Annotated in this window: 10 protein-coding genes; 4 read left to right on the forward strand and 6 right to left on the reverse strand. The window is 66.7% G+C overall.

The window, feature by feature from the left end; translation table 11 throughout:
- Positions 1-5: 5 nt before the first annotated feature.
- From clpX to ACFQZZ_RS21005, 5 genes are all read right to left on the reverse strand, one after another.
- Positions 6-1,286 carry an ATP-dependent Clp protease ATP-binding subunit ClpX gene (clpX, locus tag ACFQZZ_RS20985; RefSeq protein WP_378683293.1) on the reverse strand — a complete coding sequence of 427 codons (1,281 nt, stop codon included), beginning with the start codon at positions 1,284-1,286 and terminating at the stop codon, positions 6-8.
- Positions 1,287-1,750: 464 nt separating this feature from the next.
- Positions 1,751-2,419 carry an ATP-dependent Clp protease proteolytic subunit gene (locus ACFQZZ_RS20990; RefSeq protein ID WP_378683296.1) on the reverse strand — a complete coding sequence of 223 codons (669 nt, stop codon included), beginning with the start codon at positions 2,417-2,419 and terminating at the stop codon, positions 1,751-1,753.
- Positions 2,420-2,462: 43 nt separating this feature from the next.
- Positions 2,463-3,050, reverse strand: a complete 588-nt coding sequence (locus ACFQZZ_RS20995) for an ATP-dependent Clp protease proteolytic subunit (RefSeq protein WP_378684074.1) — start codon at positions 3,048-3,050, stop codon at positions 2,463-2,465.
- A gap of 295 nt (positions 3,051-3,345) precedes the next feature.
- The gene (gene tig, locus ACFQZZ_RS21000; protein WP_378683299.1) at positions 3,346-4,722 is read right to left on the reverse strand and encodes a trigger factor; all 1,377 of its coding nucleotides are present in this window, start codon (positions 4,720-4,722) and stop codon (positions 3,346-3,348) included.
- A gap of 159 nt (positions 4,723-4,881) precedes the next feature.
- The gene (locus ACFQZZ_RS21005) at positions 4,882-5,457 is read right to left on the reverse strand and encodes an FKBP-type peptidyl-prolyl cis-trans isomerase (RefSeq protein ID WP_378683302.1); all 576 of its coding nucleotides are present in this window, start codon (positions 5,455-5,457) and stop codon (positions 4,882-4,884) included.
- Positions 5,458-5,682: 225 nt separating this feature from the next.
- Between ACFQZZ_RS21005 and ACFQZZ_RS21010 the strand changes: the two genes are divergently transcribed.
- From ACFQZZ_RS21010 to ACFQZZ_RS21020, 3 genes are read left to right on the forward strand one after another with little or no spacing between them, the layout of a single operon-like run.
- Positions 5,683-8,151: a phosphoketolase gene (locus tag ACFQZZ_RS21010; RefSeq protein WP_378683305.1), complete on the forward strand. Its 2,469-nt coding sequence runs from the start codon at positions 5,683-5,685 to the stop codon at positions 8,149-8,151.
- Between the two features lie 60 nt (positions 8,152-8,211).
- Positions 8,212-9,834: a 3' terminal RNA ribose 2'-O-methyltransferase Hen1 gene (locus ACFQZZ_RS21015; protein ID WP_378683308.1), complete on the forward strand. Its 1,623-nt coding sequence runs from the start codon at positions 8,212-8,214 to the stop codon at positions 9,832-9,834.
- On the forward strand, positions 9,834-12,404 hold the full coding sequence (locus tag ACFQZZ_RS21020; protein ID WP_378683311.1) for a polynucleotide kinase-phosphatase: 2,571 nt from the start codon (positions 9,834-9,836) through the stop codon (positions 12,402-12,404). Before ACFQZZ_RS21015 ends, ACFQZZ_RS21020 begins: the two co-directional genes overlap by 1 nt.
- Positions 12,405-12,492: 88 nt before the next feature.
- On the opposite strand, the gene ACFQZZ_RS21025 is transcribed toward ACFQZZ_RS21020, so the two are convergent.
- Complete coding sequence (locus ACFQZZ_RS21025) at positions 12,493-13,404, reverse strand: cupin-like domain-containing protein (protein WP_378683314.1); 912 nt, start codon at positions 13,402-13,404, stop codon at positions 12,493-12,495.
- A 305-nt stretch (positions 13,405-13,709) separates the two neighbouring features.
- Between ACFQZZ_RS21025 and ACFQZZ_RS21030 the strand changes: the two genes are divergently transcribed.
- Entirely contained in the window at positions 13,710-14,948 is a 1,239-nt protein-coding gene (locus tag ACFQZZ_RS21030; protein WP_378683318.1) for a serine hydrolase domain-containing protein, read from the forward strand.
- The last annotated feature ends 71 nt before the right edge of the window (positions 14,949-15,019 follow it).

Below are 15,019 nucleotides of genomic sequence, written 5' to 3' on the forward strand. Positions count from 1 at the left end.
GGCGGCTACGCCGACTTCTCGCGTCGCTCCGTGCGCTGCGCCTTGCGCGGCACGATGGTGGGCAGCACGTTGTCATTGACCGTATCGGCGTCGACAACCACCTTGGCGACGTCATCGCGGCTCGGGATGTCGTACATCACCGGCAGCAGGACCTCTTCCATGATGGCGCGCAGACCGCGAGCACCGGTGCCACGCAAGATGGCCTGGTCGGCGATCGCCTCCAGCGCGTCCGTAGTGAACTCGAGGTCGACCCCGTCCATCTCGAACAGCCGGACGTACTGCTTGACCAGCGCGTTCTTCGGCTCGGAGAGGATCTTGACCAGGGATTCCTTGTCCAGGTTCGTCACCGAGGCGACGACTGGAAGTCGGCCGATGAACTCGGGGATCAAACCGAACTTGATCAGGTCTTCCGGCATCACCTCGGCGAAGTGATCCGAGGTGTCGACCTCCGCCTTGGAGCGCACCTCGGCGCCGAAACCGATGCCACGGTGGCCGGTGCGGTCGGAGACGATCTTCTCCAGCCCGGCGAACGCGCCTGCCACGATGAACAGCACATTGGTGGTGTCGATCTGGATGAATTCCTGGTGCGGGTGCTTGCGTCCACCCTGCGGCGGCACGCTGGCCTGGGTGCCTTCCAGGATCTTCAGCAGCGCCTGCTGCACACCCTCGCCGGAGACGTCGCGGGTGATCGAAGGGTTCTCGCTCTTGCGAGCGATCTTGTCCACCTCGTCGATGTAGATGATGCCGGTCTCGGCGCGCTTCACGTCGTAGTCGGCGGCCTGGATCAGCTTCAGCAGAATGTTCTCGACGTCCTCGCCGACATACCCGGCTTCGGTCAGCGCGGTGGCGTCGGCGATGGCGAACGGAACATTGAGCATCTTGGCCAGGGTCTGCGCCAGGTAGGTCTTGCCGCAGCCGGTCGGCCCGAGCATCAGGATGTTCGACTTGGCCAGCTCGACCGCCTCGCCGCGGCTGTCGCGGCCTTTGTCGCCCGCCTGGATGCGCTTGTAGTGGTTGTAGACGGCCACGGCAAGCGTGCGCTTGGCGGTATCCTGCCCGATCACGTAGTTCTCCAGGAAGTCCCGGATCTCGGCCGGTTTGGGCAGCTCATCGAGTTTGACCTCGCTGGACTCGGCCAGCTCTTCCTCGATGATCTCGTTGCATAGATCGATGCACTCGTCGCAGATGTACACCCCTGGTCCCGCAATGAGCTTCTTGACCTGCTTCTGGCTCTTTCCGCAGAACGAGCACTTGAGCAGATCGCCGCCGTCTCCGATGCGCGCCATCTCGTGGGTCCCTACTTCCTTGTCCGCGTGCAACCGTCTGTCCAGGTTGCCAGCTATCCGCCACCCTCGGGTGTAATCACGAACACCTCGAGCGTGTCCGGCGGGTCGAGCACTACCGTCAACCGGGAGCAAAGGCCCCTAGGTTGACCGTACCCGGTGTGCGCGACGGAGGTCGACAACTCGAGCATGTTTCTCGCCGGGGTTGTGCGAGTTCTCACGGCAATAGAACACGTTCTCCCCGATCCGCGGCCGAAACCAGGTTCGACCACCCGCCCCGTGGCCTATCCCGCCGGACACCCTTCCGGTCGGTCGGTTCCATCGAAGCAATCCGGCCGGAACGAATGCCGAGTGGCACCCGTCCCGGCCGGATTTTCCTGACTGACAGCAACTTACGAGCGACCGGTGCCATCCATATCCCGGGCTTACCCCGAGATCCCTGCGTGACACCTGATCGCGCGCGAGCTTTACTTCTGTGCGCTGAGCTTGCGGTAGTCGAACACCGTGTCGATGATCCCGTATTCCTTGGCGTCGGCGGCCGTCAGGATCTTGTCGCGATCGGTGTCCTTGCGGATGGTGTCCGCGTCCTTGCCGGTGTGGAACGCCAGCGTGGTCTCCATCAGGCGACGCATGCGCTCGATCTCCGCGGCCTGGATCTCCAGATCCGAGACCTGGCCCTGGATACCACCCTCCAGCGACGGCTGGTGGATCAGCACGCGGGCGTTGGGCAGGCAGGCGCGCTTGCCGGGGGCGCCCGCGGCGAGCAGCACGGCCGCGGCGGAGGCCGCCTGGCCGAGGCAGACCGTCGCGACGTCGGCACGCACGTACTGCATGGTGTCGTAGATGGCCATCAGCGAGGTGAACGAGCCACCGGGCGAGTTGATGTACATGGTGATGTCGCGGTCGGGATCGAGCGATTCCAGCACCAGCAGCTGCGCCATGATGTCGTTGGCCGAGGCGTCGTCCACCTGCACGCCGAGGAAGATGATGCGCTCCTCGAACAGCTTGTTGTACGGGTTGGACTCCTTGACGCCGAAGCTCGAGTGCTCGATGAAGGACGGCAGGATGTAGCGCGCCTGCGGGCTCTGCGGCGCGATGCCGCCGAGGCCGGCGCGTGGGTCGATCAGGTTGGCCATCTTTGTCTCCAAAGTCTGAGTGGGTGAGCGGTTCTCAGCCGGCTTACTTCTTCGAGCCGTTCGCCTGATTCGCGTGGCTGATCACGTGGTCGATGAAGCCGTACTCGAGCGCCTGCGTCGCGGTGAACCACCGGTCGCGGTCGGCGTCGACGGTGACCTGCTCGACCGACTTGCCGGTGTGCTGCGCCTGCAGCTCATTCAGCTCGCGCTTGGTGTGTGCGAACTGCTCGGCCATGATCGCGATGTCGGCCGCGGATCCACCGATACCCGCCGAGGGCTGGTGCATCATGATGCGCGCGTGCGGCAGCGCGTAGCGCTTGCCCTTGGTGCCCGCGGTGAGCAGGAACTGCCCCATCGAGGCCGCCAGACCCATGCCATAGGTGGCGATGTCGCACTCGGCGAACTGCATCGTGTCGTAGATGGCCATACCCGCGGTCACCGAACCGCCGGGTGAGTTGATGTAGAGCGAAATGTCCTTGACCGGATCCTCCGCCGAGAGCAGCAGGATCTGGGCGCACAGCTTGTTCGCGATGTCGTCGTCGACCTGAGTGCCGAGGAAGATGATGCGCTCACGCAGCAGGCGCTCGTACACCGAATCACTGAGGTTGAGACCAGCAGTAGCGGCTGTCATGACCCCTGCCTGGTTGATTGTCACGGATACCTGCCTTCTCTTCTCACCGGCTTGTCACTGAAAACTACACAGCGCTGATTGCTACACAGCCATCACCGTTCGTTGTCACAAACATTAACGAAACAGGGCGGCACCGAACTCCCGGCACCGCCCTTATTCGCTCACAGCGCAACCTCGCTGGCGCTCGGCCGCGCTGCGCGCGAGCGCGCCCTGTGTCCTTGGTTCACTCGCTACGCTCGCTCACAGCACAATCACACAACCACGCGGCCGTCGATCACGCTGGCATTCCATGGAATTATTCGGCGCTCGCGGCGGCGGTTTCTTCGGTCTTGGCCTCGTCCGCGGAATCCTCAGGGGCACCGAACATTTCGGTGGTGTCCACGGAGTTGCCCTCGGAGTCGGTCACCTTCACCTGGCCGACGACACCGGCGAGCGCCTTGCCGCGGCGCACATCGGCGAACACCGCGCCGAGCTGGCCGGCCTGCTGCACCTGCTGGATGAACTGCTCCGGCGACAGGCCGTAGCGCTGCGACTGGAACAGGATCCGCTCGGTGAGCTCCTCCTGGCCGACCTGGGTGTTCTCCGCCTCGGCGATGGCGTCCAGCAGCAGCTGGGTCTTCACCGACTTCTCGGCGGACTCCTTGGTGTCCTTGTCGAACTCCTCGCGGCTGCTGCCCTGTGCCTCGAGCGCGGCGGCGAACGCGTCCTCGTCGTGGTCGAAGCCGTGCACGGCGTCGTGCTGCACGGCGTCGATCTCGGCCTTGACGACGGCATCCGGCAGCGGCACCTCGACCTGCTCCAGCAGCGCCTCGAGCACCTTGTCCCGGATCTCGCCTGCCTGCTCGACCTTCTTGACCCGCTCGACACGGGTGCGCAGGTCGGCCTTCAGCTCCTCGAGGGTGTCGAATTCACTGGCCAGCTGGGCGAAGTCGTCGTCGGCCTCGGGCAGCTCGCGCTCCTTGACCGAACCGACGGTGACGGTGATGACCGCTTCCTTGCCCGCGTGCTCGCCGGCGACCAGTGTGGAGGTGAAGTCGGCCGATTCACCGGCCGACAGGCCGGTGAGTGCCTCGTCGAGGCCCTCGATCAGCTGGCCGGAACCGACCTCGTGGGACAGGCCGGTGGTGGCGGCCTCCGGCACGTCCTCGCCGTCCACGGTGGCCGACAGATCGATGGAGACGAAGTCGCCGTCCTGAACCGGACGCTCGACACCGGTCAGGGTGCCGAAACGCTGGCGCAACGACTGCAGCTGCTCCTCGATGTCCTCGTCACCGATGCTGAACGCGTCGACCGACACCTCGATGCCGTCGTAGGCGGGCAGGGTGATCTCGGGACGAACGTCGACCTCCGCGGTGAACGCAAGCTCCTGGCCGTCCTCGATCTTGGTGATCTCGATCTCGGGCTGGCCGATGACCTTCACCTCGGCGGTGGTGACGGCCTCGCTGTAGCGCGAAGGCAGCACATCGTTGACGACCTGCTCCAGGATCGCGCCACGGCCGACACGAGCCTCGATCAGCTTGGCCGGCGCCTTGCCCGGGCGGAAACCGGGGATACGAACCTGGTTGGCCAGTGCCTTGTACGCCTTGTCGAAGTCGGGCTTCAGTTCCTCGAAGGGCACCTCGACGTTGATCCGGACCCGGGTCGGGCTCAGCTGCTCGACGGTGCTCTTCACGGACATGCTCCTTGTTCGTTGGTGGTTCTGGTCGACTTGCTTCTCATCGACATGGGCGCCTTGCTCTCATGGACATGGACGCAGCGCGCCCACGCGCACGCATCCCGACAAGGTTAGTTGACCGGTCGCGGTGGGCTGCGGGCAGCACCACCCAAGGGGTCAGCTCTTGGGAACGGTGACGGCGTCGGTGACGAAAACCAGGGTCTCGTTCGGCTTGATGCCGTTGCCGCCCGCGCCGTAACCGAGGTCCGGCGGGATGATCAACAGTCGCCGCGCGCCCTGCTGCACACCGACCAAGCCCTGGTCCCAGCCCGGAATGACCTGTCCGGCGCCGAGAGTCAGCTGGAACGGCTTGCCCCGGTCGAAGGAGCTGTCGAGCTTCTTCTTGTCCGACCAGGTGACCAGCGAGTAGTTCATGGTGAGCTGCTGGCCCGCGGCAGCGCCCGGCCCGCTGCCCTCGACCAGGTCCTTGACGATGAGCTGCTTGGGCGGGTCGCAATCGTCCGGAATGGTGATCTTCGGATTGGCTCCGAACCCACCGTCCACCTCGATATCGTCGACGGTGCACTCGCGGCCCTTGCTCTGCGGCGCGGCCGCGGCGGACGACGCGGTCTTCGCCGAGGCGGTGGTCGTCGCGGACGCCGATTTGTTGTCGTCCCCCGACCCACACGCGGTCAGCGCGAACGCGGCCGCGGCGATGGTGCCGAGGCCGATGATCCTGCCGAGTATTTGCATGCGGCGCACCCTAATCCACACGCGGCGACGAGTGTCGTCCCGCCCTGATGTCGCGGCGGTCGGACCGATCGGCGGTAACCGTCGCCCCCGCCTCGGTGAGTCGGTAGCCTGGCGATGAATTCTCCACCCGATGTTGCCGATCAGTTCGGCAACCGTGCAGGACCCGGCGACAGCGGTCCCTCCTCGGTACCGCTCCCGATGCCCGAGCGTGAGGAGAGTCGGCACATGACGCAGATGGCCGGTGTCGGGGGCGATACCTCGGCCGACAATGTCGATAGCAGTGGCGGTGCGACGATCGCGCCGCGGCCGTATCTGCTCGGGGACGAGCCGGGGCCGCTCGAGCGCGACGAACTGGCATCGATCGACGCCTGGTGGCGGGCCGCGAACTACCTCGCGGTCGGACAGATCTATCTGATGGACAATCCGCTGCTGCGGGAACCGCTGCGGGCCGAGCACGTCAAACCGCGGCTACTCGGCCATTTCGGTACCGTGCCCGGCCTGAATCTGGTCTGGGTGCACGCCAACAGGGCCATCCGGCAGCGCGATCTGAACGCGGTGTTCGTCGCGGGGCCAGGGCACGGTGGGCCGGGGCCGAATGCGTGCGCCTGGCTGGAGGGGACGTATTCCGAGCTCTACAGCCATGTTCCGCAAGGCGGCGGCGGGATGGGTGCGCTGTTCGCACAGTTCTCCTTCCCCGGTGGGGTGCCGAGTCACTGCGCGCCCGAAACGCCCGGCTCGTTCCACGAAGGCGGCGAGCTCGGTTACTCACTACTGCACGCGTTCGGAGCGGCGCTCGATAATCCGGATCTCACTGTCTTCTGTGTGGTCGGAGACGGCGAGGCCGAGACCGGTCCGTTGGCCGCCAGCTGGCACGCGAACAAATTCCTCAACCCGGGACGCGACGGCGCGGTACTGCCGATTCTCGCGCTCAACCAGTACAAAATCGCCAATCCGGCCATCCTGGCGCGTATTCCGGAATCCGAGCTGTTGATGCTGCTGCGGGGGTACGGCTACGAGCCGGTCGTCGTCGCGGGCAACGACCCGGCGGCCGTGCACCAGGCGATGGCCACCGCGGTCGACGACTGCCTCGACCGGATCGGGCAGATTCAGCGCGCCGCACGTGCGGGCACCGATTGCGTGCAACCGATCTGGCCGATGATCGTGCTGCGCACCCCGAAGGGCTGGACCTGCCCGCCCGTGGTCGACGGCGATCAGGTCGAGGGCACCTTCCGCGCCCATCAGGTGCCGTTGCCCGCCGCCCGCACCGATGACGGGCACCGCGCCGTACTCGAACAGTGGCTGCGGTCCTATCGCCCGGAGGAATTGTTCGACGAGTCGGGCAGTCCGGTCGCCGGGCTGAGCGAGCTGGTGCCCGTCGGCGATCGGCGGATGAGCGCCAACCCGGTCAGCAACGGCGGCACGCTCGTGCGGGATCTGCGGCTGCCCGACTGGCGTGCCTATGGCGTGCCGGTCGAGGCCCCTGGCGCGACCCAGCACGAGGCGACCAGGGTGCTCGGCGGCTGGCTGCGCGATGTCACCGCGCGCAATGCCGACAATTTCCTCACCTTCGCGCCTGACGAGCTGGCCAGCAATCGGCTGCAGGACATCCTGGAAGTCACCGGCCGCGATTGGCAGGCCGAGATCGGCGAATTCGACGTCGACCTCGACCGGACCGGCCGGGTGATCGAGGTGCTGTCCGAGCACATGTGCCAGGGGCTGCTCGAGGGATATCTGCTGACCGGCAGGCACGGGGTGTTCACCTGTTACGAGGCGTTCATCCACATCGTCGACGCGATGTTCAACCAGCACGCCAAATGGCTCGACGCCAGTGCCGAGGTGCCGTGGCGGCAACCTATCGCCAGCCTCAATTATCTACTGTCATCACATGTTTGGCGTCAGGACCACAACGGGTTCACCCATCAGGACCCCGGCTTCCTCGATGTGGTGCTGAATAAGAAACCCTCGATCGTTCGCGTGTACCTACCGCCGGACGCGAACACCCTGCTGTCCACCTACGACCACTGTCTGCGCTCGCGGCACTACGTGAATGTGGTGGTGGCGGGCAAACAGCCACAGGCGGACTGGCTTTCGGTGCCCGACGCCGCAGTGCACTGTGCCCGCGGCGCGGGTATCTGGGACTGGGCCGGAAACAACGACGATGCGGGCACCACACCCGACGTCGTGCTCGCCTGTGCCGGCGATGTGCCGACACTGGAAACCCTTGCCGCCGCGGCCATCCTGCGCGAACGACTGCCCGAGCTGCGGATCCGGGTGGTGAACGTGGTCGACCTGATGCGGCTGCAACCGCCCGACGAACACCCACACGGCCTGTCCGACAGCGAATTCGACACTCTGTTCACCCGCGACCGTCCGGTGATCTTCGCCTTCCACGGCTATCCGTGGTTGATCCACCGTCTCACCTATAAGCGCGCGAACCATGGCGAAATGCATGTCCGCGGCTACCGGGAAAAGGGCACCACGACAACGCCTTTCGATATGGTGATGCTCAATGACCTCGATCGGTACCACCTGGTGATGGATGTCGTCGATCGGGTGCCTGCGCTGCGGGAAAAGGCGGCGGGCCTGCGGCAGGAGATGGTGGACGCACGCTGGAACGCCCGCGCCTGGACCCGCGAACACGGCGAAGACATCCCTGCCGTCGCCGACTGGACCTGGCCGAACCTCAGTCTCTGACCGGGCCGCGCGTGGCGAAACTTCCTTGCGGCGACTGCCCGGCTGGACGACGATCGCAGGATGCTCTTGACGATCACCTGCACCCCACCGGAGAGCGCCGCATGGCCGGCGACGGACCTTGGCTTCTTATTGCACAAGAACCCAGACCGGGTGCAGGCGTTCGAGCAGTCCTACGGCATCGCGCACGTGCTGTACCCGGAGGCCGACGCGGCCCGGTGCACGGCGGCGCTGGTACTGGAGGTCGACCCGATCCGATTGGTGCGCGGACGTTCCCGCAGCACCCCGGATTTCAGCCTCGGGCAGTACGTCAACGATCGCCCGTACGCGGCATCGTCGCTGCTGTCGGTCGCGCTCGGTGCGGTGTTTCGCACCGCATTGCACGGCCGCTGCGATCAGCGTCCCGAACTGGTGCGCACCGCTCTGCCGCTGCGCATCGAATTGCCCGCTGTGCCGTGCAAGGGCGGGCCCGAGGCGGCCGAGCGCGTCTTCGCGCCGCTCGGTTGGACGGTGGCGACCACTCCCCTACCGCTGGACCCGGCGTTCCCGGAATGGGGCGATTCCCATTACGTGCGAATCGAACTCATCGGCACCGTCCGACTGGCCGACGCACTCTCCCATCTGTACGTCCTGCTGCCGGTCCTCGATGGCGCCAAGCACTATTGGGTGGCCGCGGACGAAGTCGACAAGCTGATCCGCGCGGGTTCGGGCTGGCTCGCCGAGCACCCGGAGCGCGCCTGGATCACCCGGCGCTACCTGGCCCGGCGGCATTCCCTGGTCCGCAGCGCACTGGCGCGCCTCGCCGAGATCGACGACACCGAACCGGAACAGCTGGACGCCATCGAAGACACCCGCGACGAATTCGACACCGAACGGGCAGGCCGGGACAACCTCACCGCCGAACATGCCGCCACCGACGACTTCGCTGTCGTGGCGACGACCGACACCGACACGAAAATCACAGTCGCCGAGGCGATCTCCGTCGGCAGCAGCGCGGAAGCCGCGGTAGCCGAACAGGGCACCGTCGACGCGGGCGCACGCATACCGTCGCTGGCAGTGCAGCGGCGCGCGGCAGTTCTCGCCACATTGCGCGAGGTCGGGGCGCGGCGGGTACTCGACCTCGGTTGCGGTGAAGGCGCACTGCTGCGGGAGCTTTTGGCGGACAAGACATTCAGCGAAATCGTCGGAATCGATGTTTCGATGCGGTCGCTGAATATCGCGAAGCGGCGACTGCGGCTGGATCGGCTGCCGGAGCGAGTGTCTCAACGACTGACACTGCGGCAGGGTGCGCTGACCTACACCGACGCACGGCTGCGCGGCTACGACGCCGCGGTGCTGATGGAGGTCATCGAGCACGTGGACGCGCCTCGACTCGGCGCACTCGAGCACGCCGTATTCGGTTCCGCAGCACCGGGTTCGGTGGTGGTGACGACACCCAACGCCGAATACAACGCACTGTACGAGGGACTGGCGGCAGGCAAGTTCCGGCACTCCGATCACCGCTTCGAATGGACCCGAGCCGAATTCGCGGCATGGGCGCGCGGCGTCGCGGATCGGTACGGATACCGCACCCGATTCGTCCCTATCGGGCCCGAACATCCCGACGCCGGTTCGTCCTCCCAGCTGGCGGTGTTCACCAAAGCAACCGCCGAAATCACCAACGGCGCAACGAAAGGAGCCGCGTGATGACCGAGCTGGCCATCCCTGACCTCTCGCTCGTCGTGCTGATCGGCAGCACCGGTTCCGGGAAATCGACTTTCGCGCACAAGCACTTCCGTTCCACCGCCATCGTGTCCTCGGATGCCTGCCGCGGGGTCGTCAGCGACGACGAGAACGATCAGTCGGCCACGCCGGACGCCTTCGCGCTGCTGCACCACATCGCAGGTGTCCGGCTGCGGCGTGGACTGCGCACTATCGTCGACGCCACCAACGTGCAGCCGAAGGCGCGCCAGGAGCTGGTCGCGGTGGCCAGGGAGCACGATGTGTTCCCGGTGGCGATCGTGCTCGACGTGCCGGATTCGTTGTGCTTCGAACGCAATACGCTGCGCACCGACCGAGCGCACCTCGGGCGGCACGTCGTCACCCGGCAGCAGCGCGAACTGCGCCGCGGGCTGCGCGGCCTGGAACGCGAGGGCTTCCGCAGGGTGTATGTGCTGCGCGGGGTCGAGGAGATCGAATCAGCGACGATCGTCGACGAGCGGTCGTGGAACGACAAGCGCGACCTCACCGGCCCATTCGACGTGATCGGCGATGTGCACGGCTGCCGAGGCGAACTGGAGACGCTGCTCGGCCGGCTCGGCTACGAGGCGCACCGCGACGCCTCGGGACGTGCCGTCGGCGCGACCCACCCGGACGGGCGCACCGCGGTGTTCGTCGGCGACCTTGTCGACCGCGGCCCGGACACCCCCGGCGTGCTGCGGCTGGTTATGGGCATGGTGGCCGCCGGTACCGCGTTGTGCGTCACAGGCAATCACGAAAACAAGCTGGTGCGCGCACTGGACGGCAGGAATGTGCGCGTCGCACACGGCCTGGCCGAGTCGCTGGCCCAGCTGGAGGCGCAGGACGAGGACTTCCGCAAGGCGGCGCACGACTTCTGCCGCGGCTTGATCAGCCACTATGTGCTCGACGGCGGCAATCTGGTCGTCGCACACGCCGGGCTGAAGGAGGAGTACCACGGCCGCATGTCCGGCCGGGTCCGGTCCTTCGCCATGTACGGCGAATCCACCGGGGAGACCGACGAATACGGCCTGCCGGTGCGCTATCCCTGGGCCGAGGACTATCGCGGTCGCGCCACGGTGCTGTACGGACACACGCCGGTGACCGACCTGCGGTGGGTGAACAACACGCTGTGCCTGGACACCGGCGTGGTGTTCGGCGGCCGGCTCTCTGCACTTCGCTACCCGGAGCGGGAGTCGGTTTCCGTTCCCGCCGAACAGGTTTGGTACGAGCCGGTGCGGCCGATGCAGGCCACCACCATTGCGACAGCCGAGGGTGTGGTGTACCGCGATCCCGGCGTGCTCGACCTCGACGATGTGATCGGCCGCCGCGTTGTCGAAACCCGCCACCATGGCCGCGTCGGCGTGCAGGAGGAAAACGCGAGCGCCGCACTGGAGGTGATGAGCCGCTTCGCGATCGACCCGCGCTGGCTGGTGTATCTGCCGCCGACCATGGCGCCCTGCGCGACCTCGGAGTTGGACGGTCTTCTGGAGCACCCCGCGGAGGCCTTCGCCTACTACCGGTCCGAGGGCGTCGAGCGGGTCGTGTGCGAGGAGAAGCACATGGGTTCGCGCGCCGTTGTCCTGGTGGCGCGCTCGGCATCGGCGGCGCGGGACCGGTTCGGGGTCGAGGACGGTGGCACCGGCGTGATCTACACGCGCACGGGCCGTCCGTTCTTCGACGACGTCGCACAGACCGAGGCATTGCTGGCCCGGGTGCGCGCCGCCGCCGAAACGGCCGGGCTGTTCGAGGAACTGAACAGCGAATGGCTACTGCTGGACACCGAGTTGATGCCGTGGTCGGCGAAAGCCGTCGGGCTGCTGCGCAACCAGTACGCGGCGGTGGGTGCGGCGGCGCGGGCATCGCTCGGCGCCACCACCGAACTGCTGGCCGCGGTGGCAGGGCGAGGTCTGGACGTCGGCGACCTCGCGGACCGCACTGCGGCCCGCAGGACGGACGCGGACGCCTTCGTCACCGCCTACGGCCGGTACTGCTGGCCGGTCGACGGGCTGGCAGGCCTCCGGCTCGCCCCTTTCCAGATCTTGGCCGCCGACGGCGTCAACTACGCCGTGCGCGACCATGATTGGCACCTCGAGCGCATCGACAGACTGGTCGCGGCGGATGCCGATGTGTTCACCGCGACAGCACGGATGATCGTCGACCTGACGGAGCCCGGCAGCGAAGCGACCGCGACCGCGTGGTGGTCCGAGCTGACCGCCGCGGGTGGCGAGGGCATGGTCGTCAAGCCGCTCGGCGCGCTGGCGCGCAATGCGTCGGATCGCCTGGTCCAGCCGGGCGTGAAATGCCGTGGACCCGAGTACCTTCGGATCATCTACGGCCCTGAGTACTCGCGCGAGGACAACCTTCGGCGCCTGCGCGCCCGCGGACTCGGCCGCAAGCGCTCGATGGCGCTGCGCGAATACGCCCTCGGCCTGGAGGCGCTGGATCGTTTGGTCGCGGCCGAACCCCTCTGGCGCGTCCACGAAGCCGTCTTCGCGGTCCTTGCCCTCGAATCCGAGCCCGTCGACCCCCGGCTCTGACCGCCGAAAGACGACCGGTCGCTACCCGGTGTAAACCGGGTAGCGACCGCATCTGCTCAGTCGGTGGTTACCTCCGCGAGGCGCCTGTTCACTTCTGCTTGCGGAACGCGCCCTTGATGCCATCGACAATGCGCAGCAGGCCGCGCATGGCCATCGGGAAGAAGGCCGCCCTCATGAATTCGAAGTAGTTCGGGTTGTAGCGGGCGACGTACGAGATCGCCGGGTCGACCGATTCGACCTGGTGCCACCAGAACATCGGAATGTAGAGAATGTCACCGGTCTCGAGGACCACGTCGTAGTACGACGCGTTCCGCAGCTTCTCGAAGCTGTTCACATCGGGGTCGAACTCGTCGGGGAGTGCTGTGTAGGGGGCCGAAGCCTTCATCGGCACCTTGCCGTACACATTGTGGTACTCGTCCGGCGGGAACAGCCGGACCCGCTTGCGGCCGTGCAGCTGAATCAGCAGGCCGTGCCATGGGTCGTTGTGCAGTGGCGTCAGATTGCCCTGCTGCCCGATCCACACACTGCTGGCCGCCGAGCTCTGCGGCCGGGTGCCGACTCGCGAGGGCAGCTGATCGGCCAGGGGGCCCGGGTCCGCGGCAGAACGCGAGTAGTAGTTCTTGCCCGGCTTCGGCTGATCGAAAACGGCGTCCATGACGTCGCGGTACTCGAGCACCTCTACCGGCGAGGTTTCCTGGGTGAACACGTTGGTCGTGCTGGTCAGCGCGGCCACTTTCTCGCTGCCGTATTTGCTGCGCAGCTCTTGCGGCTGGTAGTCCTCGAACACCGGCCACGTCGAGGCGACACCACGGAAGACGACCGGGGTCTGCTTGTCGAAGACGGCCTCAAGCTGGAAGTCCTGAGCAGGCACGGCCAGCCCTTGTTGCCCGCCCGTCGACGGCTTCACAGCATCTCGAACGCTCCGACCGAGCCACAGCGCGAAACTGGCGAAAAAAATCGGAGCCAGCGTCGCCGGCCTCTCGTCGTAACCCTTGGTCATGTCCCAATCTTCCAACGGAATGAGGTGCACACCGCCTGTCGGCCGGCTGCTCGACGAGACTATCGGCGCGCCCCCGGCCGATGCTACATCCGCCGAAGAAGGCGGGAGCGGCGCATTCGTCAGGACAGCGCGCAGCCGCAGGTCGTCGATGGTGGAGCGGCACAGTCGGCGAATCCTGCTGACTCGCAGGGCTGGGCGACCATTGCCGCCCACAAGTGACTCCCGTTACAGTCGGTGTTAGCACGCTGCTTGCAACTGTTACGTGCCAGCTTGCAGGCGTTCTAGACAGACAAAGGAGTCTGACCATGCCCGCTGCGAGCATCGACGGCATTTCCGCGCCCGGCCACATGCTGATCGACGACCGATTCACCGCGGTCGCCGCCAAGTTCTTCTCGATGTTTCACCGCAAGAGCCAGGGCGGCGGCGGGCTGGCGGTGTATCTGCACGGCGAGCCTGTCCTCGACATCTGGGCGGGTTGGGCCGATTCCGACCGGCGCTGGCGTGCGGATTCCATGGCGCTGTCGTACTCGACCGGCAAGGGCGTCGCCGCGACCATCGCGCACCGCCTCGTCGAGCGCGGCGCTATCGACCTGAACGAGCCGGTAGCGAACTACTGGCCGGAGTTCGCGGCGAACGGCAAGGCGGACATCACGATTCGCGACGTACTCAACCATCGTGCCGGGTTGCAGCGCACCCGCGACCTGGTCGAGAACCCGGACGACCTGCTCGACCACGACGCCGTCGCGACCGCCATGGCCGCCTCCGCGCCCGACCCGATGCGACTACGCGCGTCGGGCTATCACGGCCTGACCTTCGGCACACTCATCGCGGAGATCGCCCAACGGGCCACCGGCCGAAGCTTCCTCGAGGTGGTGCGCAGCGAACTCGCGGAACCGCTCGGGGACAACGACTTCTGGTTCGGCGTGCCCGAACACCAGCGCCACCGCCTTGCCCAGCTCTCGCCACGCCTCGGCGTCGCCGGAGTGCCGTTCGACACGCTGATCGCCCCGTTCGCGGCGTTTCGGATCGTCCGCTCCGCGCGCAGCGCCGTCTATGACGGCTGGGCCGACATGACACTGGGCAGGCGCCCCTACGACGCCATGATGCCCGGCTGGAACGGCGTTTTCACCGCCCGCTCGCTGGCCAAGATGTACGGCGCGATCGCCAACGACGGCATGGTGGGCCACCGCCGCCTGCTGCGCTCCGAAACCACCCGTCTCATCGCCCAAATGCCATCGAACGGCCGCTACGACTACGTGCTCGGCGCTGCACCCCACTTCGCCCTCGGCTACCACCGCGCCGTCGTCGGCACCAAACTCACCCGGCATGCGTTGGGCCACTTCGGCATCGGCGGCTCGGGCGGCATCGCCGTACCGCGCCTCGGCCTGTCCATCGGTTTCGTCACCAACCACCTCGGCAATCACGCCATGTCCCTCGGCGACGCCCGCCTGCCCCTCCTCGCCGCCATGGCCGAGCGGGCCGCCCGCTCGGCCGTCGCCGAGGGCGCCTCCGACATCCTCGACACCACAGCGGCAGCGAGCTGACCGGTCGCAGCCCTCGACTTCCGGCGGCCGCAGGACTCACTCCATGCTCTGTGGACGTCGTGTCGGCGGCC

The organism is Nocardia sp. GCM10030253 (genome assembly GCF_042675075.1).
Taxonomy (GTDB): Bacteria; Actinomycetota; Actinomycetes; order Mycobacteriales; family Mycobacteriaceae; genus Nocardia.

What these genes read in the sequence shown, in the direction of transcription:
- ACFQZZ_RS20995 (WP_378684074.1), bottom strand. Translation starts at nt 3,050, where the DNA reads ATGACAGCCGCTACTGCTGGTCTCAACCTCAGTGATTCGGTGTACGAG.
- ACFQZZ_RS20990 (WP_378683296.1), bottom strand. Translation starts at nt 2,419, where the DNA reads ATGGCCAACCTGATCGACCCACGCGCCGGCCTCGGCGGCATCGCGCCG.
- ACFQZZ_RS21020 (WP_378683311.1), top strand. Translation starts at nt 9,834, where the DNA reads ATGACCGAGCTGGCCATCCCTGACCTCTCGCTCGTCGTGCTGATCGGC.
- ACFQZZ_RS21005 (WP_378683302.1), bottom strand. Translation starts at nt 5,457, where the DNA reads ATGCAAATACTCGGCAGGATCATCGGCCTCGGCACCATCGCCGCGGCC.
- ACFQZZ_RS21015 (WP_378683308.1), top strand. Translation starts at nt 8,212, where the DNA reads ATGCTCTTGACGATCACCTGCACCCCACCGGAGAGCGCCGCATGGCCG.
- ACFQZZ_RS21010 (WP_378683305.1), top strand. Translation starts at nt 5,683, where the DNA reads ATGACGCAGATGGCCGGTGTCGGGGGCGATACCTCGGCCGACAATGTC.
- ACFQZZ_RS21030 (WP_378683318.1), top strand. Translation starts at nt 13,710, where the DNA reads ATGCCCGCTGCGAGCATCGACGGCATTTCCGCGCCCGGCCACATGCTG.
- clpX (WP_378683293.1), bottom strand. Translation starts at nt 1,286, where the DNA reads ATGGCGCGCATCGGAGACGGCGGCGATCTGCTCAAGTGCTCGTTCTGC.
- ACFQZZ_RS21025 (WP_378683314.1), bottom strand. Translation starts at nt 13,404, where the DNA reads ATGACCAAGGGTTACGACGAGAGGCCGGCGACGCTGGCTCCGATTTTT.